This window comes from Pedococcus sp. 5OH_020 (genome assembly GCF_027812955.1).
GTDB lineage: Bacteria > Actinomycetota > Actinomycetes > Actinomycetales > Dermatophilaceae > Pedococcus.
Genome location: NZ_JAPYZV010000013.1, coordinates 51,880 through 76,235, shown reverse-complemented (window position 1 = coordinate 76,235; position 24,356 = coordinate 51,880). Strand labels below are relative to the sequence as shown.

Genomic DNA, 24,356 nt, shown 5'->3' with positions numbered 1-24,356 from the left:
CACCCCATTGGGGCCATTCAACGTGGCAGTCGCCCCCCCCGGGACCCGAACCGCGATATCAAGGCCAGATTCGTCGCGTTGCCAGGTAACCTGCGCATCGCCATAGACCGTTCGATGCGACAGGCGCCCCCCGCTCACCCTTTCGTCGTCGAGAGGGTTCACTTCGAACGATTCCCAGCCAGGCGATGTCGGACGCAACCCGCCGACGCGCTGATGCACCCAGCTGAGGGCGCCGCCGAGGAAATAGTGATTGCGGGAACGGGCCTTCTCGTCCCACGACTCCCGTAGGGTGCTCTCCCCGCTGACGTACCAAGAGCCCCAGCCGGGGGGCGTCCGCTGAGTGGCGACGGTGAGCGCGAGATCATCGCGGCCGAGCGCGCTCAGCACGTGCAGCAGGTGACGTGAGCCGAGGGCGCCTGTATCGAGGTGCCCATTGGTACGGCGCTCGAGGTCCTGAACGAGGCTCTGCCCGACGGCGACGCGGTGCTCTGCCGGTACGGCGTCGAAGGCCAGCGGCAAGATGTTCATCGTTTGCCGGTAGCCGGTTCGCGGTCGCCCGTAGCGCCAGCCCCGCTCGTCGAAGTAGGCATCGTGGTAAGCGGCGGCGGTTTGCCGTGCGGCGTGGGAGTAGCGTTCGGCTTCCTCGGACCGGTCAAGCGCCGCCATGATCCAAGAGGCGTGTTGCAGCACCGACACCATCATCATGGTTGCCGCCGGTTCTGACCCTTCGGGGGCCAGTTCGTACCCCGGCGCAAGCCAGTCGCCCCAGCTCCGCATCGGCCAGGGCCGGTCGCCAGCAATAGAGATCAGCGCATCGCAGTAGCGCCGGACCATGGCTGCGGTTCGCACGAGGATATCGATGTCGCCGTACTCCCAATACAGCTGCCACGGGATGACGACGCTCGACCCACTCCACGCAGGATCGGCAGCTCTCCCGAAGCCCGGAGTCGGAACGATCTGTGGAACGACCCCGGCCGCGTCCTGGGAATCGGCGTGATCCTGTAACCACTTTCCGAACGTCGTGCGAACATCCACCTGATGGAGGATCGCTTCGGTTGCGAGCATCGCGTCCGCGGTCCACCCGTTCTTCTCAAAGGTCGGCGTATCGCTGGGGAAGCCGTGCAGGTTGTTGAGGAAGGTCCGTTTGAAGGCGGCGTCGGTCCATCTCAGGACAGGTTCTGTGGTGTCGAACTCGCCCATAGTCTCGACGTCCGTGTGGAGAAGCTGGGCGGTGACGTCTGAGGCTGTCGCCGCACCTTCAGTGAGCACCTCGACCCAACGGAAGCCCCGATAGCCGAATCTGGGTGACCAGTCGGTGATCTCGTCAAACGTCTCGAACACGTGCGTGTCCACCTGAATTGGGCCTGCGGCGAGTGCGTTCGGCGTAGCCACGTGACCGTCCGAGTCGAGGTCTTCTCCGTAGGAGACACGCACCACGGACCCCTGGTGGCCACGGAGGCACATCCGGGCACGACCCGTGAGCACAGTGCCGAAGTCGTACAAGGTGCTAAAGGGCCCACTCGGGGTGGCAGTCACTGGCAGGTAGACCTCCTTCTCGCGTATCGGGGGCAGCGTTGCTGATCTGAGGTCTCCGGTCGGTCCCGCGACAACGGTGGCCGGTACCCACGCTGGCTGCGAGTCGCGCGAAACCGAGATTTCCCCGCAGTAGAGGAGGTCCGACAGAGTAGAGCCGGCCCTGGCCTCCCAGTCCTCGCCGCTCACATGGACCCCTTCCCTGCCTGAGGGTCCCCTCCAGTCCAGGCGCGCCTTGACCATGGGCTCGGCATGCCACGGCGCGAGGTTCCATCCCCAGATGTTCGCTCCCCGAGCCGCGAACGTGCCTCGCCCCGCTTGGACTTCGACCTCGTTCCGCCCTGGCCGGAGTGCGTGCGTCACGTCCCATGTCCTGTAGAGAACGCGTACGCAGTAGTCGGTGGGTGCAGGATCCAGCACGCCCGCGCCTACGGTCAGCCCGTTGATCTTCACGATCCCATTGCCTAGGGCCGCGATGGACAGTCGCGCTCGCTGCACCGGTTCGTCGATTGCGAACGTTGCGCGGAACACGGGGTTGGGCGCCGGTATCGATTCCACTGCCGTTGCCCTCACGCCATCGCGCACCCTGTCATTCGTCAGTACACGTCCCGACAGCAGAAGGGGTGAAACCCCGTCGTCAGCCGGGCGCTCGGCGTCGGCGCCGAGGCGCCAACCGACGTTGCCGCGGTCGACTGACAGGCGCAACTCGTAGCGTCCCGGGGGCGCTGGCGGCTCTACTTCGACGAAATGCAAGAAGCGGTCCCAGATGTGCTGTTGGCCGTCCACCGTCTTGGTCGCGACGATGCGGCCGCTCCGGGCCACTACCGCGAGGGTGAACGCGACGTCAGTGAGCAGCTCGCCCACCAGGTCAGCGTGGACGGCGGCAACGGGCCCAAGGGCGTCGAACGTCTGGGTGAGGACGTCGCCCTCAGTCGCCCACTCGATATCGGTGCGTCCCGTTGCTATGAGGTTTCGGTGGGCGGCCGGCACGGGGAGTGCGATCCATTCCGCGTCCCATTCCGTCACGCGGAGGAGTCCAGCTTCCCAGAAAGCAGCATCACTCCAGCTCGACCAGTGCTGGGCGTCACGACTGACCCGGACGCGCCAGGTGTAGACGGCCCGGCTGACCAATGGCAGTTCGCTGCGTAGCTCTGGACGTGCAGAAGCGACAACCCCCGAGTCCCATACTGTTTCGTCATGGTCGTCGTTAACCACGACGTGCAGGTAGCGTTGTCGTTCGTCCGGGGCCCAACTGAGCAGGGGTGCCTCGTCGACCCCGAGAGGATGGATCTCTCCGTTTGTGCGCAGGCCTCGCACGCCCTCCCTGGAAATCACTCGCGGGAGGCGCGGCATTACCTGAGGACCCTAGCGAGGGCGGCGATGATGGACCGTCCGCGCTCCCAGTCCCCACTCTGGCTCGTCAGGTACCCGAAGCCCACCTTGTGGTAAGGGTCTGCAAACGCGACTTGGCCATGGGCGCCGTCGTGGCCGAAGGAGTCAGCCGTCAGATACCACTGCCAATGCGAGGGGATCATGACCCCCGCACCCCACGACTGGTGTGGTGGGGGGCTCGCGAACACTGAAACCCCGACGCTGCGCGGCGCACGCAGCTGGCGAGCGGTCTCCTCCGAGAGCAGCCGTACCCCATCAGTAGGCACGACGGTTGCCGACCAGATTTTGGCGACCGATCGAGCTGTCCCGATTCCGTTGACTCCCGGCAGCTCGGCGCGACGACCACTTTGGCTGTGCACGAGTTCGACGACGTCGATACCAGCGCCGAGGTCAACGGCGCGATCCGCCCATGGGCAATCCGACGGGGTCGGGGGCGGCGCACTCAGGTTGGGTGCAATCGTTGCAAGTCGATGGTCTTCTGCCTCGGGGAGCCCGATCCAAGCGTCGACGCCGAGGGGCTTCGTCGCCTCGTCGGACAGCATCGTCCCCACGGAGCGCCCGTCGCCGATGGCCACGAGCTTCGCGGTCAGGGCACCGTGGGTGAACGCGTGATACTGGTGGCCCTGGCCGGGGGTCCATAACGGCTCTTGTTCCGCAAGGACGTCCGCCATCGCCAGGGAATCGAGGATCTCGGCCTCCACGAGGCCACGGCGCGGCGCGGAGACTCCGCCGCGGTGCGCGAGCACGTCGCCGATGGACAGGTCGCCCTTGCCGTGGGCCGCGAACTCGGGCCACACCTCGGCTACGGGCGTGTCGAAGGAGGGGAGTTGGCCACGGTCGACAAGCCGCGCAACCAGGACCGATGCGAGGCCTTTCGTGATCGAAGCGAGGGGGAGGAGGGTGTCGTGGGTGAATGGAGCGCCGGTCTCGGCGTTTGCGGTGCCGCCCCACAAGCCGACCACCTCAGTGCCGTCGACCCACACTGACACGGCGGCACCGGTCTTTCGCCCGTCCGCGATGGTCGTGAAGAACGCTTCTGCGACGGGCTCGAAGCCCGGTGATACATGGCACTCGCGCTGCTCCGCCACTTGCTTTCCGGTAGTGCCCACGCCGCCTCCGAATATTGATAGTTGGGACAGTCTTCTCTTAATTTGAAAAGAGAGTATAGGTTCGCTGGCAAGCACCACACAAATCTGTTGGACAGGCCCATGCATGCAGACCCTGATTCCCGACGGTGGCCTTGGCTAGCCGCCGGCATCCGTGAAGTCTGAAGTCAGGCGCTGGGCACTAACGTCCAAGCGACCAAGGAACTAGGACCACACCACGACGCGCGCGCTCGACCGTTATGACAATTTCGCCGATGTACTGGCGAACCCGGCCGCTCGTGCGTTCTCGACAGGTCGGTGCCGGAGCTCATGCAGTCGCCGATGAGCTCACAACTTGGAGTATTTCCGCTCGGGCCGTTATTGGAGTTGGCGCTCACGGCGGACGCAGGGCGGGCCGCCGATATCCTCCGCGAGCTGGGGCCAGATTCAGAACGAGAAGCCTGTGATGCAGTGGGCGCCGGCACGTCTCCCAGATCTTCAGTATGAGGATGACTCGGTGCGGCATGCCAGCGCCCGAGTCGCAACTCCCACCGCCGCGCACCAGTACGCGCCGGTCGAGGTCGAACTCACGGGTCCGTCCCATGGGAACCCGTTCGTGGACGTGGAGGTGGGAGCCACGTCCCGACAGGGTAGCGTATCGATCAGCGTTGGCGGCTCCTACAACGGTGACGGGCACTACCTCGTGCGCTGTCGGCCACCGCGGTCCGGTGCGTGGCGCTTCGTGACCGCTTCGACTGCGCGATCGCTTGACGGGATCGTAGGTGACCCGGTCGCGCACCCGTCCGAGAACCGAGGGCCGGTGCGAGTGTCGGATGGGTTCGCGTTCAGGTACGCCGATAGTAGCCCGTACACCCCGTTTGGGACGACCGCTTACGCGTGGACCCAACAGTCGGACGAGCTTCAGTCCCACACGCTTGACACGCTCGAGAAGGCACACCCTTCAACAAGCTGCGGATGTGTGTCTTTCCCAAAGACTTTCTATACAACTCCGCGGAACCAGAGCGCTACCCCTTCCTGCGTTGCCACGACGGCACCTGGGACACCGAGCGCTTTGACGTGGACTACTTCGGTAACCTCGATCGCCGCGTAGCCGAGTTGGACGGGCCCGGCATCCAGGCCGACATCATCTTGTTCCACCCCTACGACGATCGGTGGGGTTTCAGCCGTCTCGGCCCAGCGGTCGACGAGCGGTATCTCAGGTACGTCGTGCGACGCCTATCGGCCTACCCGAACGTGTGGTGGTCGTTCGCGAATGAGTACGAGTTGCTGACAACCAAGCGGCCAGAGGACTGGGAGCGGATCGCGGCGACTGTGCGAGCCGAGGACCATGTCAATCACCTGTTGTCAATCCACAATTGGTCAGAACCGTTCGACTACACCGCTGCGTGGGCGACGCATTGCAGCATCCAGTGGGTGGCCGCCTCATTGGTCAGCGAGTGGACGAGTGGCGCCGGCGGTGGGGCAAGCCGGTGATCGTCGACGAGTACGGCTACGAAGGCGCCCTGGATCAGGGATGGGGCAATCTCACTGCTGAGGAGGTTGTGGAACGCACCTGGAGCGCCGTTGTTCGCGGGGGCTACGTCACGCATGGCGAAACCTTTTACCGCGACGACGAGGTCATCTTCTGATCGAAGGGTGGGAAGCTGAGGGGTGAAAGTGCCGAGCGCATCCGGTTCCTGCAGGGGCTGGTGGCAGAGTCACCGACCGCGCGCATTGACCCGCTCCCGTCGGACTGGGACGTGCCATGGGGTGGCGTGGCTGGGGAGTACGCACTTCTCTACTTCGGTTCCAGCCGCCCGAAGTTCCGCCATGTTGTGATCCCGGCTGGCATGCGCGCTCACGTCGACGTGATCGACACATGGAACATGTCGGTGGAGAGATTGAAGGGCATCAATCAAGGGAAGACCAAGATCGAGCTTCCTGCTCGTCCGTACATGGCCATTCGACTGGTTGCCCAGCACTGAGGAGACCGACGGCAGATCGGGTCGTGGTTCTTGCCCGACAAACAGCCAGGGATCGGCGCTTGGCGATCGGTTGGTTCCGGACGGTCGCCGTCCGGAGGCCGCTCTTGACTGGGCTGAGTTAGCGGAGACACTGAGCTGCTGGTGAGAAGCGCCCCGAGATCTCCCCGTGTGTCGGCTCCCTTGGTGGACCGAAGTCCCGTCGTTGACAAGACGCGTACAGCTGCACAGGGTCACACACCTTGATCGCGACTCCCTGTAGATGCCGTTGCTGTAGTCGCTGTCGTCATCCAGGAGCTGCGCCGTCCCAGCCGCCCCGACCCAAGTCGGTTCTGCACGATGCCCCGGGGCTGAGTGTGCCGTGAGTCCAACCGACCCAACTCCTGAGGCCCGAGGAGTGCCGCTAGGGCCAGAAACTGCTACCTGCCGTCGGACAAATAGGGCACGGACGGACTGGGCGCGCGCTGTGTCAATGCGCGTAGAAACTCCTTGTCCGCCCGTCGATGAGGGCGTCGGAGTCGATGTGCAGAGTGTCGGTCAATCGGAGGTCCGCGGAGGACGCCCCAACCATCACGTCCACGTCACCAGCCTCAACTCGCCAGCGCAGATCGGCATCGAGGAACGCCAGTTGGCTGAGATCGAGTCGGAAGCCCACGGTGGTCTCTTGCCCCGGCTCCAGGGTCACCCGGTGGAAACCTGCCAGCTCAAGAACAGGTCTGGAGATGGAGGCGAACTTGTCGCTCACGTACAGCTGGACGACCTCCGTCCCGACCCGCTCGCCTTCGTTCCTGACGGTCAGGGTGACGTCGATCATGTCCTGAGGGCCGACCTGATGATCGGAGAGCGTCAGTGCCTCGTAGGTGAAGAACGTGTACGTGAGCCCGTGACCAAATGGGTATCGAGGAGTGTGGGGTGCGTCGACATAGTCGGAGAAGCCAATGCTTTCCCCCTGGTGCCATGCTGAACCGTGGGGATGGTTGTAGTAGACGGGGACCTGACCCGCGTTGTGCGCGACGCTGACTGGTAGCCGCCCGCTTGGTCCGTGGACGCCGGTCAGTACGTCAACAATGGCCTGCGCGCCTCCCTCCGCCGGACTCCAAGCCTCCAGCAGTGCTGAAAGATGGGTGTCGGCAGCGTCGCTGGACACCGGTCGGCCGTCCAAATGGACGCCGACCAGCGGTTTGCCCAGCTGAGCGAGCTTGACGATCAACTCCTCCTGACAGGTGGGCAGGTTGATATTCGTCGCGTCGATTCCTTCCCCCATGGAGGCGATCGAAGCAGTGCCGTGCTTACCGCCGAGCGTGAGAAGCACGACGTCGGCGCGCTGGGCGATTTCGATGGCCTCATCGTGTCCGGTGTTGTCGTCGCCGGCGAACGGGTAGCCGTACGCCCAACTCACCTCCGTGTTCGGCATTCGCACTCGTAGTTCGTCCAGGAGGTTGCTGACTTCTGGCTGCTGACGCTGCAGCAGGTCTTCGAAGACGGGACGCTCGGAGGCCTCGATCGTCGTACCGGGGACGGTGTCTGTGATGGTGACGAGGTCGTCGCTACCGGTTGCCAACCCGGCCATCGATGAATTTACGGCGAGCTTGCCTTCTGTCATCGAGTAGTGCGTGTAACCACCGAAGAAGAACCGGGCGCTGGCCGCGTGGCAACCGATCACCGCTAGCTTCCTCACGTCTCTGGCCAGCGGCAGCGCCCCATCGTTTCGCAGCAGGACGATCGACTCGCGCGCCGAATCCAGAGCCACTGCCAGATCGTCCATGGACTCAAAAGCGAGGTCTCGGGCATCGGGGTCTGGCGCGAAGGGATGCTCAAACAGACCCATGCGGAACTTTGCGGCGAGGACCTGGTGGGCGGCGCGGTCAAGCAGCGCCACGTCAGCACATTCCTCCGCGAACCAGTGCCGCAGGCCGTTGCTGAAACCCTGCGGCATGTGGAGCTCGACATCCATTCCCGCGCGGAGCGCGGCAAGGCCAGCGTGGGCCGGGGACGGTGCGACGCGGTGGACGGTGTGGAGATTGCCAACTGCTCCGTAGTCGGAGACGACAAGACCATCGAAACCCATCTGCTCCCGCAGGAGCGTCGTCAGCAGTCGAACCGAGGCTGATACGGGCTCGCCGGCCACCGAGTTGTAGGAAGGCATCACACCGCGCAACCCCCCCAAGGTGATCGCGGCCTGGAAGGGCTTGCCGTAAACTTCGATCAACGTGCGGTCAGGGATATTGCAGTGGGCGCCGTGAATGCCACCCTCAGTGTGGTGGGAGCCGACGAAGTGCTTCGCTACCGCCTCCGTGCGGCGACCGTCGGCGTCCTCGCCCTGGACACCCAGTGTGAATGCGACGCCGAACGCAGCCGCGAGGCTCGGATCCTCACCATAGGTCTCGCCGTGGCGGCCCATGCGCGGGTCTCGAGCAACATCCAGCACTGGTGCGAGGGTGTGCGTGACGCCGAGGGCACGTTCCTGCCGGCCGACGATCTCACCGACTCTGCGCTCCAATTCGACGTCCCAGCTCGCCGCGCGGGCCAAGCCTGAAGGGAAACTCGTTGCGCCCGGTAGGTAGGCCCCGCACAGGCCCTCCATGTGGAAGATCGCCGGTATCCCATGACCAGAACCCTCCATCGCCTCGGACTGAATGCGGCGTTGGAATTCGGTCACCTCGTCTAGCGACAGGGCGGACCGTGTCTCGAGGCACGACACTTCCCCGATCCCATTCGGGAAGCGCTCGCGGAAGTCCGCGGTCTGCGTGATGTCGGCCGGGAAGTAGCAGGAGACCTGGGCCATCTTCTCGTCGAGGCTGAGCGCCGAAAGAAGAAGGTTTGCGCGCTCGCTGGCTGTCAGCCGCTCGTCCATCCAGGGGCTCGTCAACTGCTCGCTCATACGTAGTCCTCGATCCGTCGCTTGTGTCGCCGGGCGAAGGTTGGTGCCTTCTCCGAGCCTGTTAACGGCGATGGGGCAGCCGCGCCGGACGACACACGCCGGACTTGAGATGGAGTGGCACGGGCATCCTGCATGCTGTGCAACGTTCTACAGTAGTTTACTCTCCCCACAACGGCAGCGGCAACCCGTTGAGCGCGCGCCGGGGCACAACCCCGCTTCCGCTGATCATCGACAGCACCTTCGCTGGCGAACCGGATGACCTCTGAATCGTGGGGCCGTCGCGGCGTTCAGCGGATATCGGCGCTTGCCCGGGCGCAGCTAGCCGGCGACTATGCGACGTACGACCACCTCGTCTCCAGAGGAGACCGTGATGGTGACGGGCCCCGGACCCGTGGGTCGAACGGCCGCGAGGGCACGCCCCTCGAAGGTGCGGTGCCGATCGGAGAGGAAGCTCTCATCGTTTACCGGCCGCGCGCTGCCAAGTGCCTGCAGGGCTGCAGCGCCCTGGACTTGGACGTGAACGGAGCGGTCCGAGCACGTCACGAGTGTCCCCGCGGCGTCCTGGAGCTCGATGGTCACAAACGCTAAGTCACCCGGATGGGCTGCGATCTGGGCGCGGTCCACCTCGACGTTGAGCGTCGCAGGACCTACCGCGGATCGGAGCATGCTGCGGCTGATCTCCGTGCCGTCGCGGTACGCGACTGCCTTCAGGCAACCCAACTCGTAGGGGACGTCTTCGAACAGCGAGATGAACTTCGATTGCCGGCCAGCCGGACGCCGTCCGAGGGACACATCGTTGAGGATCAGCTCAACCTCGTCCGCGTCTGCGTACACCTCGACCGTCATCCGTGTCTTCGGGGGGACATCCCAGGACCACGTCGATGCCGAATCGCTCCAGGACCATTGGGTGCTCTCGTCAGCTCGGGGGCGCTCGGTCGGCCGGAGAACCGCGATGTACGGTCCGCTCGCGAGGCCGAAAACGATCGCGCGGTAGTACGACATCGGTCGCCTGAAGCCTGTGATGTCGAGGTCCCCGCACCATCCGACCATCCAGGGAAACTCGCCGAGGAACTTCTGCTTGCCGTCCGCGTAGTGCTGACGACCGAGTCCCACCTCGCCGAGGTAGTCGAAGCCAGTCCACGTGAAGTCACCAATGACGTGCGGGAGCCTCTCGACCAGCCCCCAGCTCAGCGCGGCCTGGTTCGGGAACGTCTCGGTTCCCATGATCACCCGGTTTGGGAACAGCTCTTCATCCATCTCGTACCGGGCCTCGCCGTAGTTCATCCCAGCGACGTCGAGGATGGCGAACGACTCCGCAGTTCTCGATGTCACAAAGGCCGCTGCGTTGAGCGGATTTGCGATGCCGGTCGGCTCGCCCAGGAGGTCGTTCACACCTTCGGCATCGCTGCGGCTGCCCACCGCAAGTACTTCGGCGAGCGTCGAGACGAGGCCGTTGATGCCGTTGGTCAGGAAGCGGGTGGAATCGAGCGACCGAACCTTCTCGGCCAGCTCGCGCCCAACGGCAGAGCCATGAGGATCGCCGGTCTCCGGGATCTCGTTGCCGATCGAATAGAACACCACGCTGGGGTGGTTGTAGTCCTTCGCTACCATCGCCTCCACGTCGCGTTCCCACCAGTCTGCGAATGCAAGGGCGTAGTCGAACGCCGTTTTCGGCTGCAGCCAGATGTCGAAGGTCTCGTCGATGACCAGCATCCCTAGGCGGTCGCAAGCCTCGAGCAACGAGGGGCTAGCCGGATGATGTGAGCTGCGGATCGCGTTGAATCCGGCAGCCTTCAGTAGCTCGACGCGCCGGAACTCTGCGCGCGCGATTGTTGCGGCGCCGAGAATGCCGTTGTCGTGATGGATGCATGCACCGCGCAGCTTGACCGAGCGGCCATTGATCCGGAGACCTTCGACGGGATCGACCTGAAGACGCCGGATGCCAAATGGCACCGATAAGGAGTCCACGGCCTCGTGCTCTGAGGTTATGGACACGACCGCCGTGTACAGCGCGGCGTTGTCTATGTCCCACAGCTCGGGCGAGGCGACGAACATCCGTAGCCGAGCGACTGCAGTCGAACCTGCATACACGGTTACCGGGGCCTCGCCGCGTGCGACCACATCACCGGTCGGCCCGGTGACGACCGAGACCAACCGCACGGTTCGAGTGTCGGTGCCATCGTTCTTCACGTCGGTGGCGATGTCGACCACAGCCCGTCGCTCGTCGATGTCCGGCGTGGAGATGCGCACGCCGTCGGACGAGAGGTGCAGGAAATCGGTAACGACCAGGTGTACGTCGCGGTAGATGCCGCCGCCGCTATACCACCGAGAGTCCTGATGGACACGTGCATCGACGCGGACGACGTTGGTTGTCCCATAGGTCAGGAAGCGATCCAGCGGGACTGTGAAACCCGAGTACCCGTAAGGGCGTTGGGCCGCAAACCCTCCATTGACGTAGACCATCGCGTCGCGGTACACGCCGTCGAACTTCAGCGACACCCGTCGATGACGCCACGCGTGGGGAACATCGAATGACTTCGTGTATTCGAATGCTCCGCCCGGGAAGTAGGCCTGCTCGGGAGCCGCCGAGGGAGCCCGATCCAGACCGAGGACGGCATCGTGAGGAAGTGTCACGGGTGTCGCCGGCGGGCGACTGCCGCCGAGTCCCCCAAAGATGCTCATCCAAGGCTGAACTGTCCACCCGTCGTTGAACGATGTCCGCATTCTTCTTCTCCTGGTGCGTTGACCGGGCAGAGTCCCAGTTGGCGCGTGGCTTGACTATGGATTACTCGCCAACTCGTTTGGTTCGGGCAGGGCCTGCCATCGGTCAAGTTCGAGGGCGGGTCGAACGCTCGAGGAGTTCGACAACGTGTTGATACGGGAGGCCTGTCGCGCGAGTCATGCCCAGCTCGCAGGTGCGGTTGGCCGAGACATACGCGGCGCCATCAACCGATGCCTCCGACAGCGCCTGAACTGCCCGCGCCTCGGCCGCGGTGGCGGAGGCGGTCAGTTCCGGATGCAACAGACCACGGTCTCCGGCGAACCCGCAACAGCCCCAGTCGTCGGGCACGACAACCCGCTCAGCGGCCGCCTGTGCGACCCGCAACAACGCCGGTTCAAGACCCAGACGCGTCGTGGAGCAGGTCGGGTGCACGACCACGGTGGCCACGCGCGTCGCGGGCGGCAATCGAGGAAGGACATAGGTATCAACAAAGGCGATCACGTCTGTCACGGCGATGCCAACGCCTGCGAGCGCGGTGGACAGCCCTTCGGTGCAGGAGGATGCGTCGGTGACCACTGGGAGGCGCCCATGGTCTGTCGCGTCCACCAGGGCATCGACGGCCCGGTCCTGCATGGCTGAGAAACCGAGCGTAAGGCCCTTGGACTTCCAGGGAGTTCCGCAGCACAGCCTCGCAATGTCGGCGGGTACCAACATGTCGATGCTGGCCCGCCGGCACAGGGTCATGAATGCGTCTCGGACGCCGGCATCCTCAAAGGCGGCGTCGAAGACCGTCGAGAGACATGAGGGGAAGTAGACCGCAAAGGCGCGCCCGGGATCGCCCGATGCCATGGTGCGGCGGGTACCTCCCTGAGGCAGGTCGTCAGACCACAGCGGAATCGTCTCAGCGCCGAAGACTGCACGTGCCACCCGAGACGCGGTCTGGGGGATGACGCCGGGGACGCTATCTGCCGTCGTAAGTGCCGCACTTGCAGCACGCGTCGTCGCGTCCCAGTGGCGGGCCATCAGTTCCCCTGCGCGCTGCTTGAGTGAGCCGTTCGCTTCTTCACGGAGCCGACGCGTGAGCATTCCTGTGTCGATGAGGACCGGGCAGGCAGTGGCGCACATGCCGTCGACGGCGCAGGTTTGCACTGCTTCGTATTCGTAGTCGTACTCGAGCTCACTCACCAACTCCAGGTCACCAGCAGCGCGAGCATGCGCGATCTCGCGGCGCAGCACGATCCGCCGTCGCGGGGTGGTGGTGAGATCTTTGCTGGGACACACGGGTTCGCAGTAGCCACACTCGACGCACCGGTCGACCTCGTCCTCGACCTTCGGCGTCGACTTGAGGTGCCTCAGGTGTGCCTGCGGGTCATCGTCGAGCAGAACTCCCGGGTTGAGCAGGCCCATCGGGTCCAGAAGCCTCTTGACCTCCCGCATCACCTCATGGAGTTCTTCTCCATATTGGCGGCCGACGTAGGGCGCCATGATGCGCCCAGTACCGTGCTCGGCCTTGAGCGTTCCGCCCTGCGAGAGAACGAGGTCGACCATGTCTTTGGTAAATGCCAGGTAGCGGTCGACGAGCGAGGTGGCCGCGAAGTCCTCGTTGATCAGGAAGTGGATGTTGCCGTCTTTGGCGTGACCGAAGATGACACTGCCGTCGTAGCCGTGCCGGTCGAGCAACCGCTGTAGTTCTGTGCACGTGGGCAGCAGCCGTTCGACGGGGACGGCGACGTCCTCCAGTACTGCGGTGGTTCCCGGCGGACGTGCGCCCGCCACGGCGGCATACAGGCCCTTGCGTATGTGCCACAGTGCGGCTCGTGCCGCTGGCTCGGAACTCAGATGCGCGGGCGTGACCAGCGGGAACTGGGCTATGAGCGTCCTGGAGCTCTCGACCCGAGCCTTGAGAGCCTCGGCTGTCGGTTGCTGATGTTCCACGAGCAGGGCCGCGTGGCGCTTCAGGTCGAGCTGCGTGAGGACGCTCGGCGCCTTTGGATCAGATTTGGCAACCCGCAGACTCGCTGCGTCGAGCAGCTCGATGGTAGCCAGCTCGCTGGCCACCAGCTGCGGCAGTGACTCCGTTGCCGATGCCAAGTCGCGGAACAGCAGGAGCGCGGTCGCAGCGTGTGGATGAACCGGGACAGTGCGGAAGGTTGACTCGGCCACGAAGGCCAAGGTGCCTTCGCTGCCCACGACCAGGTGGAGAAGGATGTCGACCGGCCGGGTGTAATCGACGAAGGCGTTGACTGCGTAACCCATGGTGTTCTTGAGCGCGAACAGCCGCTGGATGACCGCGACAGAGGCCGCGTTTCGCCGTACGCGGTCACGCAGCCGCTCCAGGCCCGCGTGAATTGTTGGCTCCAGCAGCCGCAGGCGCTCGTCGGCATCGTGCGCGCCGGTGTCCAACACGGTTCCGCTGGGCAGGACCAAGACTGCGGAGTCGAGAGTCCTGTAGGCGTTGTGAGCAGTGCCGCACGCCATGCCGCTCGAGTTGTTTGCCACGACGCCGCCGATTGTGCACGCCGACTCGGACGCAGGATCGGGGCCGAGCTTTCGCGCGTAGCGAGCGAGCCGAGCGTTGGTTCCCCGGACCGTCGCACCCGGCTGGATCCGGACACGGGCACCCTCCTGCAGCACCTCGATGGCTCGAAAGTTCCTACGGGTGTCCACCAGGACGCCGGCTCCCGTAGCCTGACCGGACAGGCTCGTGCCACCAGAGCGGAACGTCAGAGGCACGCCCTGAGTAGCTGACACCCGCAACAGCGACGCCACCTGCCCCGCGTCGCTTGGCGTCGCGACAGCCTCAGGTATGAGCAGATAGTGCGACGCGTCGTGGGCGAACCCCAGTCGGTCCGTGGCCCGGGCAGCAACGCCGCCCGGAACCGCCCCTTCTAATGCGGCAAGAAGGCGTGGGTCCGGGGCGGCGCCTCGAAATCGGGCGCCGGGCCGGATGTCGTCAGTGAGACTCACGGCTCACGCTCGAACCGCTGGACCCCACCAGGAAGTCCAGGTCCGCGCCCGTATGGGCCTGGAGCACACGCTCGACATAAAGCCGCTCCCAACCGCGTGAGGGACGTGCGTACGCAGACGTCGTCGCGTCAGGAACTCTTCGGGTGGCAAGCTCGGCGTCCGAAACGTCGAGGTGCAACCGCCGTTGGGGCACGTCCAAGAAGATTGTGTCGCCAGTTCGCACCAAACCAAGCACGCCACCAGCGGCCGCCTCCGGTGCGACGTGAAGCACGATCGTGCCATACGCCGTCCCGCTCATCCGGCCGTCGCAGATTCGGACCATGTCACGCACGCCCTGTTCGAGAAGCTTCTTCGGCAACGGCATGTTGGATACCTCCGGCATGCCGGGGTAGCCCTTGGGGCCGCAGCCCCGCAACACCAGGATCGACTCCGCGTCGACGTCGAGATTGGGATCGTCGATGCGGGTGTGGAAGTCCTCGATGGAGTCGAAGACGACGGCCCGGCCTTGGTGTCGCACCAGGTGCGGTGAAGCGGCCGCCGGCTTGATGATCGCTCCGTCCGGCGCGAGGTTGCCACGCAGTACGGCGATGCCACCTTCTTCAAGAAGGGGGGCGGTGCGGCTGCGTATCACTTCCGGATCCCAGACGTGAACCTCCGCCCGAGAGTTCTCCAGGTACCCCACCAGGGACTGCCCGGTCACGGTCAGCGCCGTCGGGTCCAGCAGATCACGGACCTCATGCAGTACCGCGAGGAGACCACCGGCGCGATGGAAGTCCTCCATCAGAAATCGGCCAGCGGGCTGTAGGTCGACGAGGACCGGTACGCGCGACCCGATGCGGTCGAAGTCGTCGAGGGTGAGGTCAACTCCCAGTCGGCCAGCGATGGCAAGGAGATGGACAACGGCGTTCGTCGAGCCTCCGATGGCCGCCAGGGTGACGATGGCGTTATGGAAGGAGGCCTTCGTGAGGTACGTACTGGGCCGTCGGTCAACGGCGACGAGCTCTACGGCCAACCTCCCCGTTGCGTGGGCCGCCTCCAGGAGCCGGGCATCGGGTGCTGGGATTCCTGCCACGCCCGGGATCACCGTCCCCAGGGCCTCGGCGACGAGGGCCATTGTTGAGGCGGTGCCCATGGTGTTGCAGTGGCCCTTCGACCTGATCATCGCGGACTCTGATCGCATGAACTGCTCCTGCGACAGCGTTCCGGCCCGCACCTCTTCAGACAGCCGCCAGACGTCGGTTCCGCAGCCGAGTGGAACACCGCGGAAGGTGCCGGTGAGCATCGGTCCGCCGGGCACGACCACAGCAGGCAGGTCCACCGAAGCCGCAGCCATGAGGAGGGCCGGGATCGTCTTGTCGCATCCACCCAACAGGACGACGGCGTCTACGGGGTTAGCTCGAAGCATCTCCTCCGTCGCCATAGCTGCCATGTTGCGCCACAGCATCGCGGTCGGCCTGACCTGCGTCTCACCCAAGGAGACCACCGGCAGCTCTAGGGGTATACCCCCTGCTTCGTGAACACCGTCTCGCACCGACCGGGCGACCTCGCTCAGGTGTGCGTTGCACGGCGTGAAGTCCGAGGCGGTGTTCGCGATGGCGATCTGCGGACGTCCGGTGAAGGCGTCGGCGGGCAGGCCCCGGCGCATCCAAGCGCGGTGGATATAGGCGTTGCGGTCCTCCCCGGCATACCACTGCGCGCTGCGCAGCTGGCCGGACGCGCCAAGACTGGGCTGGCTGTCTGTCACAGCGACTCCTCATAATTCCAACAAGTGTGAATTGCGACCCGACGAGCGGAATTCCTCCGCGACGCTAGCACGCCGTTACGGACGACAATATCTTCCACGTATCGGAATGCTGTACTATATTCCGGAACGTGAGACTTCTAAGTTGCGCCATCACAGCGTCGCCGCGGATCGTGTCGTGACCCTGCTCGAAGCGTCCTCCAGCCTCCGCGGGTGGGCAAGAAGGCGCTTACACTTTCCAGCGCGTAGAGCGTACGACGCGAGTCGGGGGTTGCCCCGAGGCCATGTCAGTGTCACTGACAACCAGGAGACCGAGATGGGCGTCAATGTGCCGACCCAGTCACTGAGGCCTTCCCATGTAGGCGGCCGGGCACGAGCCGTAAGTGTCAGCGGGAACCCCCTGACGACGCCGCGTGCGAATCGGTTCAACGCCGTCGACGAGGGGAGACAGGTTCTCGCCACCTGTGCAGGGTCCGGCTACTGATGGCGTTTACGGCTGGTGCCCGCCCGGCCTCAGCCGGGCGGTACATACTCGGCGAGGGCCCGGTCTGGGACCCGGTCCGCCGTCGGCTGCTTTGGGTCGACATCGTCGCCGGCGCCTTGTTCGAAGGCACGCTCGCCGATGGACTTGTCCACGTCACGGACCGGTTGGTGTTCCCTGGCACGGTGGGCGCCGTGGCGGTGGGTGACAACGGCAGCCTGCTGGTGGCGGCTCAGGAAACGTTGGTCGTGGTGCACCCGAACGGGACCCGCACCGATGGAGCCAGAGTCGTGCCGGCCGGGAGGCGGGCCCGACTGAACGATGGGGGGACCGATCCTGATGGCAGGTTCCTTGTGGGAACCCTGTCGTTGGACGGGCCGTCCCGCGGGGAGACGCTCGTTCGTCTTGAGCACGACGGTTCGATCGCTGTCCTCGACGATGACCTCACCCTCTCGAACGGCTTGGCCTGGACCACCGACGGAAAGCGCATGTACAGCGTCGACACCCTTCGGCAAGTGGTCCACGCTCGCAACTACGACCCTCCCACGGGCGCTACGGGTGCGCGCGAAGCGTTTCTCATGATCACTGACGGCTGGCCCGACGGGGTTGCCATCGACTCCGAAGACCACCTTTGGGTCGCCGTCTGGGGGGTTGGGGTCGTGCGCCGGTACACGCCCGAAGGGACTCTCGTCGACGAGATCCACGTCCCGGCCCCGCACACGTCGAGCCTTGCCTTCGCCGGTGACGACCTGCGCACCCTCGTCATCACCACGGCAACCCACGAGCTCGAGCCCGCTCAGCTCGCTCAATACCCAGACTCCGGACGCCTCTTCACTGTCCGCGTCCCGATCCCCGGCACGCCGTGCTCGCTTTGGGCCACCAAGGCCCCGGCGGCATAGTCCTCCCGGCCACGTCCACACCCACCTACCCACCCACATGGAGTACTCATGCAGCTCATGCGCATCGGACAGCCCGGGCACGAGAAGCCCGTCGCCAGACTCGACGAGCGGACCTATGTCGACCTGTCTGATGTGGTCCCCGACTTCAACGAGGAGTTCTTCGGCTCCGGCGGACTCGACACCATCGCGCCCCTCGTCACCGCCCGGGCGGCGGCTGGTGAGGTAGCCACGTTCGACGGGGAAAGGATCGGCGCTCCCATCGCCCGACCGCACCAAATTCTGTGCATTGGCCTCAACTATCGCGACCACGCCGCTGAGACCGGTCAGGCCGTTCCGGAGGAGCCGATTCTGTTCACAAAGTCTCCCAACACGCTCATCGGCCCGAACGACGACGTCCGCATCCCCCGGGGGGCGACGAAGCCCGACTGGGAGGTTGAGCTAGGGATCGTGGTAGGTCGACGCACCAGCTACCTGCCGTCAGTTGACGAGGCGAAGGATGCCATCGCCGGGTACTGCGTCGTCAACGACGTCTCTGAGCGGGCGTTCCAGATGGAACGAGGCGGTCAATGGTGCAAAGGCAAGTCCGCTGAGACGTTCAATCCCGCGGGCCCATGGCTCACCACTGCCGACGACATCAGAGACGTGCTGAGCCTGGACATGTGGCTCGACGTGAATGGGACCCGCCGGCAGACGGGGAACACCAGGACGATGATTTTCGACCCGTATTTCATCGTGCATCATCTCAGCCAGTTCATGGTTCTCGAGCCAGGGGACCTCATCAATACCGGAACGCCGCCCGGCGTGGGGATGGGCTTCGTCCCCCCGGTATGGCTGAAGCCCGGCGACGTGATGGAGCTCGGCATCTCGGGCCTGGGAAGCCAGCGCCAGAACGTCCTCGAGCCTCGATGATCATTCAAGGGGGCGATACGAAGAGTGCCACGATGCGCGCGTTCGTGCTCCTCGGTGCGAGGCAGTATGCCGTCGCGGACGTCCCTCGGCCTGTTCCGGCCGCGGGCGAGGCAGTGATCGACGTCGAGCGCGTGGGACTCTGCGGCACAGACGTCGAGTTCTTCACCGGGGAGATGACCTACCTGCGTGAAGGTCATTCCTCGTATCCCATGCGGCTGGGCCACGAGTGGGCCGGCACAGTCAGCGCCGTCGGGGGCGGCGTCGACCCCGGCTGGGTAGGACGTCGAGTGATGGGCGACACCATGATCGGGGATGGGACGTGTCGGCGATGCTTGCGTGGGCATCAGCACGTGTGCGACCACCGTGACGAGGTGGGCGTGCGTGACGGGCGACCGGGCGCCCTCGCTGAACAGATCGCGGTTCCGGTCCGCTCGCTGCACGAGCTGCCCTCGGGTGTGGACGCGGTTCTTGGGGCCTTGGTCGAACCGGGCGGCAATGCGCTGCGGTCGGCTCGAGCCACCCAAACCGGACCCGGGGATCGTGCACTCGTGCTAGGGCTCGGGACGATAGGCGTGCTGGTGTCGCTGTTTCTCAGGGCTCAGGGGGTCGAAGTGCATCTACTCGACCGTTCGCCCCGATCCCTCGACTTTGCGCGTGCCCTCGGTTTCGAGCATGTGTGGACGGAAAGCACGCTGCCCCACCTGCCGTTCGACGCCGTAGTCGAGGCTTCCAATGCGGCACACTTACCGGCGACGGCATTGGATCGCGTGGAACCGGCGGGCCGGGTCGTGTACGTCGGACTGGCGGGCAGCCCCAGCACGATCGACACACGCATCATGGCGCTGAAGGACGTGTCCTGCATCGGCATCCTGTCCGCCTCTCCGGGACTCGAGGCCACGATCGCGGCCTTCGCCGACGGATCCGTCGACCCACGGCCCCTGGTGTGCGCGACCGTCGGTCTGGATGAGGTTGGGCTAGTGCTGGCCAACGAGCGACCCACCGGAGCGGGTGCAGGGCCGAAGGTCCACGTTGACCCGCGGCTGACCTAGAAGGAGACGTATGAGGTTGATCAAACCCTCCGCCCCAGCCCGCCCCTGGTTCACGCGTAGGCGGACTCGAGGGCGAGTACGGGGCTCGCATGGGCCGCACCGGAGTGCGCCGAATGAACCGTCCACAGTCGAGGCCGGGCCTCACGTGTCGGGCTGGTCGGGCACCTTCAGCGGCTGGCGATGCTTGATGTCGACATGTGCTGGTGCGTCGACGCCAATTGGCAAGTCCTTGCTGTTTGCTTCGCACGTACCTACACGGGAAGACCGCTCCCATGCCGTTTGATGCCTTCCTCGCCGCCAAGCTTCACCTTCTCGAGGGGCTCGACCCAACGTGCCTCGACGTCGAAACGGCGAAGAGGTGGGACGAATTCCAACGGGATCCCGCGCCGTGGACGTTCCCCGAGAACGTAGCCATGGACGACATCGTCGCACTAGGAACGCACGGTCCCATCTCCTGCCGCCGTTACACGCCGAGGCGCGCCACAGGGTCGGTCCTCGTCTGGGCCCATGGCGGCGGCTTCAGCGCCGGCGACCTCGACATGCCGGAGGCGCACGTGGTCAGTGCCGAGCTGGCCGCCCGATCGAGAGCAACCGTCGTGAGTGTGGGCTACCGTCTCGCCGATGGCCAGATTCGTTACCCCTGGCCCATTGACGACGTGGCCGCAGTGTGGGATGCCGTGGCTCGGGGGGAGCTGGCCAACCAAGACCAGCCTCGCAAGGTCTGCCTAGGCGGTGCGAGTGCTGGAGGTGCATTGGCCTTGGCCGTGGCTCTACGGCTGCGGGACGGTGGACACACGCAGCCGGCAGCTCTCCTCCTGGCATATCCCTTCGCGCACTTTCCGAATCCGGCGCTCGACTTCGAAGTGAGCGCGATGATGGCTCCGCTGCCCCCAGCCCTTCGTTTCACTCCCGCGTCCGTCGAGGCGATGGTCCGCACCTACGTGGGAAGGATCAGCGACGTGCCTCCCGACGCACTGCCCGGAGCGGCCCCCCTCCGTGGGCTCCCTCCCGCCCACGTGCTGATCTCCGAATATGACGATCTTCGGTCGTCAGCCGAACTGCTTGCACGCCAGCTCGCCGAGGCTGGCGTCACAGTGCAGTGCACGCTCGCGGCGGGCATGCCTCATGGGCACCTGAACAGGACTCCGGCGCTGGCTGAGGTGGCCAGATCGCTGGACATCTTTGCGGCTGCCCTTCAGGAGTGAACTTGCAACGCACCGGGCCCTTCTGCGTCGTCGATCGCCTCACGCGTGGCGTTGCTGGACGGCGTCGTACTGCTTCACGACTATCGGGGGGAGCTTTCGATGCGTGGGCGGCGGAGCCGCTCACCGGCCAGGGTGGCGGCTGGCTCCGCCGGTAGGCACCACGCGGCTTGGCGAGCTGCTCCTGTGGGGCGTACTCGCCTGGGCGCCCGCGTCGACCCGCAGCTCGAGGATGGCGAGCGCGACTTGGTCTGCTCGAGCCCTTGGCACGTGTTAACTGCACCCCCCTCGCCATGTCCGCTCGGCCCCGGAACGGAAGGGCGCTAAGTGGACCACCTTTCCGGCATCCGGATCCCTTTTGCTGCGACCATCGCCGTGCTAGCGTACCGACCGTTGCATATAACGGAGTCCAGTTCCGATAAATGGAAGACGAGGATTAATGCTGCTGAGCGGCGCGCCGTTCCTGGCGGGCGGTCCCCGGGGACGTCCCGGACATCAGCTCGGAGTGCCTCAGATCGCCACCTCACCGTCAATTTCGGGACGTCCGACACGCCCTCATCAGCAGTCGCCGCCTGCCCGCGCACTGTGCCAAAACCATCCCCTTGTGACTGAGGCGGGCTGCGCCGCGAGGCCGGCCAAGCGGTTGTTTCGGGAGGCCGCAGTGACGGCGGCCATTCTGCTTAGGTGCCCCAACCCAGTTCCGTCGCACATCGCGGCAGCTCGCCCCCTTCCTTCCCCGATTACGCGTCCCACGGAGGTCACCGAACGATGAAGAGCACTCGAACCGCGATCGTAACTGGGGGGGCCAGCGGGCTGGGCTCAGCGGTGGCCGACAGGCTTCGCTGTGAGGGCATTCGCGTCTTCACGATCGACCTGGACGGAGGCGCGGACGTGAAGCTCGACGTGACGGACGAAGCAGCCCTGTATGAAGCGGGGCTCGAGTTAGGGGCCGTTGATATCCTCGTGAACTCGGCAGGCATTGTCGGCCCCAGCAAGCCGCTTCTGGAGACCTCCTCCGACGAATGGCGCCGAGTGCTCGAGGTGAACGTGATCGGCACCGTGAACACGATGCGGGCGTTTGTACCCGGCATGGTCCAGGGTGGTTGGGGACGTGTCGTCAACATCTCGAGCATGGCTGGAAAGGACGGCAACCCCAACCTGTCGATCTACTCTGCGTCGAAGGCCGCCGTTATCGGCCTGACGAAGTCCGTCGGGAAAGAGCTCGCGATGGCGGGCGTGCTGGTGAATGCCATCGCCCCGGCGGTGATCGACACACCGATGAACGCCACGACTGCTCCGGATGTGCTCCAGCACATCACGAGCCTCATTCCCATGCAGCGGGTCGGTCGTCCCGAAGAGGTCGCCGAGCTGGTGGCGTTCTTGGCCTCTGAGCGAGTCAGCTTCTCCACGGGTGCGGTGTACGACATCAGCGGCGGCCGCGCCACGTACTGACCAGACCCGAAATGCGGAACCAATCCGGCCGGGGATCTCCGGTGCCTCCACTCAGTGGTCCGGAAGGCGACCCGGCTTGGCGCCTCCGCTGAGGGGCCTCAGTCCGGGAATCCCAATGAAGCCCGTCCGAGAGCGCGGGCGGGCAAACGACAAGCGCCGTCGAAGCAAAGGAGTAGTCCATGAAAGATTCACAGCCCCGACGAGCCGCAGGGGCCATGCGCGCAACCCTGATAGGTCTGGCCGTTGCAGCGGCCGCTGTCCTCGTCCCGACGACAGCCGCATCCGCGGACCCGCCAGCCACATGTGCATCGAGCACCCCAGGAGGCCCGATGTGGGTCACGGCAGCATGCGTCGACCCAACGTACAGGTCCCCTGTCATCGACAGCGAGAGCGACCAGTCTGCCCCGGCCCCACACCACGTTGTCAGCGGCCACTTCGAGGGCACTGACATCCGGTTCAACATCTATCTCCCGCCGGCCAACCGTTGGCAGGGTCGCTTCTTCCAGTACACCTACCCGTTCACCGACGAGAAGGCGACCGAGCGAACTATCGGGTTCGCGTTGGCCAGCGGGGGGTACGCCGTCCAGGCGGGCAACTCCACCCTCTCGCTCGGCTACCGCCACGCCGCGGCCGCGGCGAAGTTCGCCCGGACCGTGGCCGCCAGGTACTACAGTTCAGGATCGCGTCCCATCTATGGCTACCTCTGGGGAGCAAGCGGGGGTTCGTTCCAGGTCACCGGCGCCATGGAGAACACCAGTGGAGTGTGGGCAGGCTTCATGCCCCTCGTGCAGGGTGTACCCATGTCTGGCCCGTACACGTTCTTCATCCGTGCTGGAGCACGATTCTTGCTCGCCGACAAGGCCGAAGAAATTGCGGATGCCGTCCGACCGGGCGGGAGTGGCGACCCCTACCACGGCTTGGATGCGGCTGAAGCCGCCATGCTGCATGAGCTGACGAATTTCGGCGTCCAGCTCAGAGCCTGGGAGAACCCTGACTACCTCCTTGGGCTGTCAGCACCCGACGGCCTTCTCGGGTTCGGAAGCGCCATCCGACAGCTCGACCCCACCTATGTGACGGACTTCTGGAGCAAGCCCGGCTACCTTGGCACGGAGCGGTCGCCGCTGGGCGGCGCGGTTCGTGCCGTCCTCGCGAAGATGGGCGACACCGTCGACCACCGTTGGGACATAGCGCTCGGGTTCTACTACCGCCACCAAGTGCCACCGGCCAGCGACGGATACACCGGTTTCGACCAGTTCCGCGCAGCCGACGGAACTCCTCTGTACCCGCAGCGGGCAGTCCTGTGGGGCCCCGCCCTGATCGGCAAAGCGCCGAGCGGTGGCGCGCTTTTCAACGGCAAGGTCACCGGCAAGGTCATGGTCATTGACAACCTCTACGACGTGGACGCCCTGCCATGGCATGCGGACTGGTACTCCAAAAAGGTGAAGGCGGCTCTAGGTGATAGGGCCTTCCAGGACAGCTACAGGCTGTACTACAACGACCACGCCGACCACCTGGATGCAACTGGCACGCGCGGAACGTACCTCATCGACTGGTTCGGCAGTGTGGAGCAAGGACTGAGGGACCTCAGCGCTTGGGCTGAGGACGGCGTCGCCCCGCCTGCCTCGACCACCCACACGATTATCGACCAGCAGGTGACCGTCCCGGCCAATGCGGCGGCGCGGCGAGGGCTGCAGCCGACGGTGGACCTCACGGTCCGCGGCGCCGCGTCGGTCCATGTTGCGGTGGGCGAGCCCGTGCCGCTCAAGGCAAAGGTGCAGATGCCACCCCACACAGGAGCCGTCGTCGCGACCGAGTGGGACTGCGAGGGCGACGCCACCTACATCACAGCTGACTTCGGAGCGCCCAAGCCGGTCGTCCAGACCGGGGCAGTGTGCAGGTATGACAAGCCTGGCACCTACTACGCCGCTCTACGCGTCGCAGGGAACCGGAACGGTGTCCGCGATGCATTTGCCCAGGTCATGGATCTCGACCGGGTACGAGTCGTCGTCCGCTGACGTTCAAGCGGTGGCGGCGTGCCCTGCGCGGCAGGTCGCCACCGCC

At 65.3% G+C, this 24,356-nt stretch carries 15 protein-coding genes and 2 pseudogenes; 10 read left to right on the top strand and 7 right to left on the bottom strand.

Annotation, left to right across the window (positions count from 1 at the left end):
- From PHA84_RS19175 to PHA84_RS19170, 3 genes and pseudogenes are all read right to left on the bottom strand, one after another.
- A partial coding sequence (locus tag PHA84_RS19175; protein WP_270889749.1) for a family 78 glycoside hydrolase catalytic domain occupies positions 1–2,559 on the bottom strand: 2,559 nt, incomplete at its 3' end.
- Between the two features lie 15 nt (positions 2,560–2,574).
- Positions 2,575–2,886 (bottom strand): annotated as a pseudogene (locus tag PHA84_RS20885) (glycoside hydrolase family 78 protein); the annotation flags it as partial.
- Entirely contained in the window at positions 2,886–4,034 is a 1,149-nt protein-coding gene (locus tag PHA84_RS19170) for a serine hydrolase domain-containing protein (protein ID WP_270889748.1), read from the bottom strand. The pseudogene PHA84_RS20885 and the gene PHA84_RS19170, both read right to left, overlap by 1 nt.
- Positions 4,035–4,476: 442 nt before the next feature.
- Between PHA84_RS19170 and PHA84_RS19165 the strand changes: the two are divergent.
- From PHA84_RS19165 to PHA84_RS19150, 4 genes and pseudogenes are all read left to right on the top strand, one after another.
- A pseudogene (locus tag PHA84_RS19165) lies at positions 4,477–4,704 on the top strand (DUF5060 domain-containing protein); the annotation flags it as partial.
- Positions 4,705–4,985: 281 nt separating this feature from the next.
- Entirely contained in the window at positions 4,986–5,504 is a 519-nt protein-coding gene (locus PHA84_RS19160; RefSeq protein ID WP_270889747.1) for an apiosidase-like domain-containing protein, read from the top strand.
- Positions 5,501–5,659 (top strand): hypothetical protein, encoded by a 159-nt coding sequence (locus tag PHA84_RS19155; protein WP_270889746.1) that lies wholly within the window; start codon positions 5,501–5,503, stop codon positions 5,657–5,659. The genes PHA84_RS19160 and PHA84_RS19155 overlap by 4 nt, the downstream gene beginning before the upstream one ends.
- A 126-nt stretch (positions 5,660–5,785) precedes the next feature.
- Complete coding sequence (locus PHA84_RS19150) at positions 5,786–5,995, top strand: DUF5605 domain-containing protein (protein WP_270889745.1); 210 nt, start codon at positions 5,786–5,788, stop codon at positions 5,993–5,995.
- Between the two features lie 466 nt (positions 5,996–6,461).
- Here the strand turns inward: PHA84_RS19150 and PHA84_RS19145 are convergent, their stop codons facing one another.
- The 4 genes from PHA84_RS19145 to PHA84_RS19130 all read right to left on the bottom strand — a co-directional run bounded on the left by PHA84_RS19145 (position 6,462) and on the right by PHA84_RS19130 (position 16,306).
- Positions 6,462–8,873 (bottom strand): glycoside hydrolase family 3 N-terminal domain-containing protein, encoded by a 2,412-nt coding sequence (locus PHA84_RS19145; protein ID WP_270889744.1) that lies wholly within the window; start codon positions 8,871–8,873, stop codon positions 6,462–6,464.
- 318 nt (positions 8,874–9,191) lie between these two features.
- Positions 9,192–11,555 (bottom strand): glycoside hydrolase family 2 protein, encoded by a 2,364-nt coding sequence (locus tag PHA84_RS19140; protein WP_270889743.1) that lies wholly within the window; start codon positions 11,553–11,555, stop codon positions 9,192–9,194.
- A 145-nt stretch (positions 11,556–11,700) separates the two neighbouring features.
- Positions 11,701–14,544 (bottom strand): FAD-binding and (Fe-S)-binding domain-containing protein, encoded by a 2,844-nt coding sequence (locus tag PHA84_RS19135; RefSeq protein WP_442952941.1) that lies wholly within the window; start codon positions 14,542–14,544, stop codon positions 11,701–11,703.
- 4 nt (positions 14,545–14,548) lie between these two features.
- A complete protein-coding gene (locus tag PHA84_RS19130) occupies positions 14,549–16,306 on the bottom strand; it encodes an IlvD/Edd family dehydratase (RefSeq protein ID WP_270889741.1) in 1,758 nt (585 codons plus the stop codon).
- A gap of 480 nt (positions 16,307–16,786) precedes the next feature.
- Here PHA84_RS19130 and PHA84_RS19125 point away from each other — a divergent pair, with 480 nt between their 5' ends.
- The 6 genes from PHA84_RS19125 to PHA84_RS19100 all read left to right on the top strand — a co-directional run bounded on the left by PHA84_RS19125 (position 16,787) and on the right by PHA84_RS19100 (position 24,310).
- Positions 16,787–17,683, top strand: a complete 897-nt coding sequence (locus PHA84_RS19125) for an SMP-30/gluconolactonase/LRE family protein (protein ID WP_270889740.1) — start codon at positions 16,787–16,789, stop codon at positions 17,681–17,683.
- 48 nt (positions 17,684–17,731) lie between these two features.
- Positions 17,732–18,592: a fumarylacetoacetate hydrolase family protein gene (locus tag PHA84_RS19120; RefSeq protein WP_270889739.1), complete on the top strand. Its 861-nt coding sequence runs from the start codon at positions 17,732–17,734 to the stop codon at positions 18,590–18,592.
- 32 nt (positions 18,593–18,624) lie between these two features.
- Positions 18,625–19,641, top strand: coding sequence for a zinc-dependent alcohol dehydrogenase (locus PHA84_RS19115; protein WP_270889738.1), 1,017 nt, complete (start codon positions 18,625–18,627; stop codon positions 19,639–19,641).
- A gap of 272 nt (positions 19,642–19,913) precedes the next feature.
- Entirely contained in the window at positions 19,914–20,846 is a 933-nt protein-coding gene (locus PHA84_RS19110; protein ID WP_270889737.1) for an alpha/beta hydrolase fold domain-containing protein, read from the top strand.
- A 765-nt stretch (positions 20,847–21,611) separates the two neighbouring features.
- Positions 21,612–22,295 (top strand): SDR family NAD(P)-dependent oxidoreductase, encoded by a 684-nt coding sequence (locus tag PHA84_RS19105; protein ID WP_270889736.1) that lies wholly within the window; start codon positions 21,612–21,614, stop codon positions 22,293–22,295.
- A 329-nt stretch (positions 22,296–22,624) separates the two neighbouring features.
- On the top strand, positions 22,625–24,310 hold the full coding sequence (locus PHA84_RS19100) for a hypothetical protein (protein WP_270889735.1): 1,686 nt from the start codon (positions 22,625–22,627) through the stop codon (positions 24,308–24,310).
- Positions 24,311–24,356: the final 46 nt, after the last annotated feature.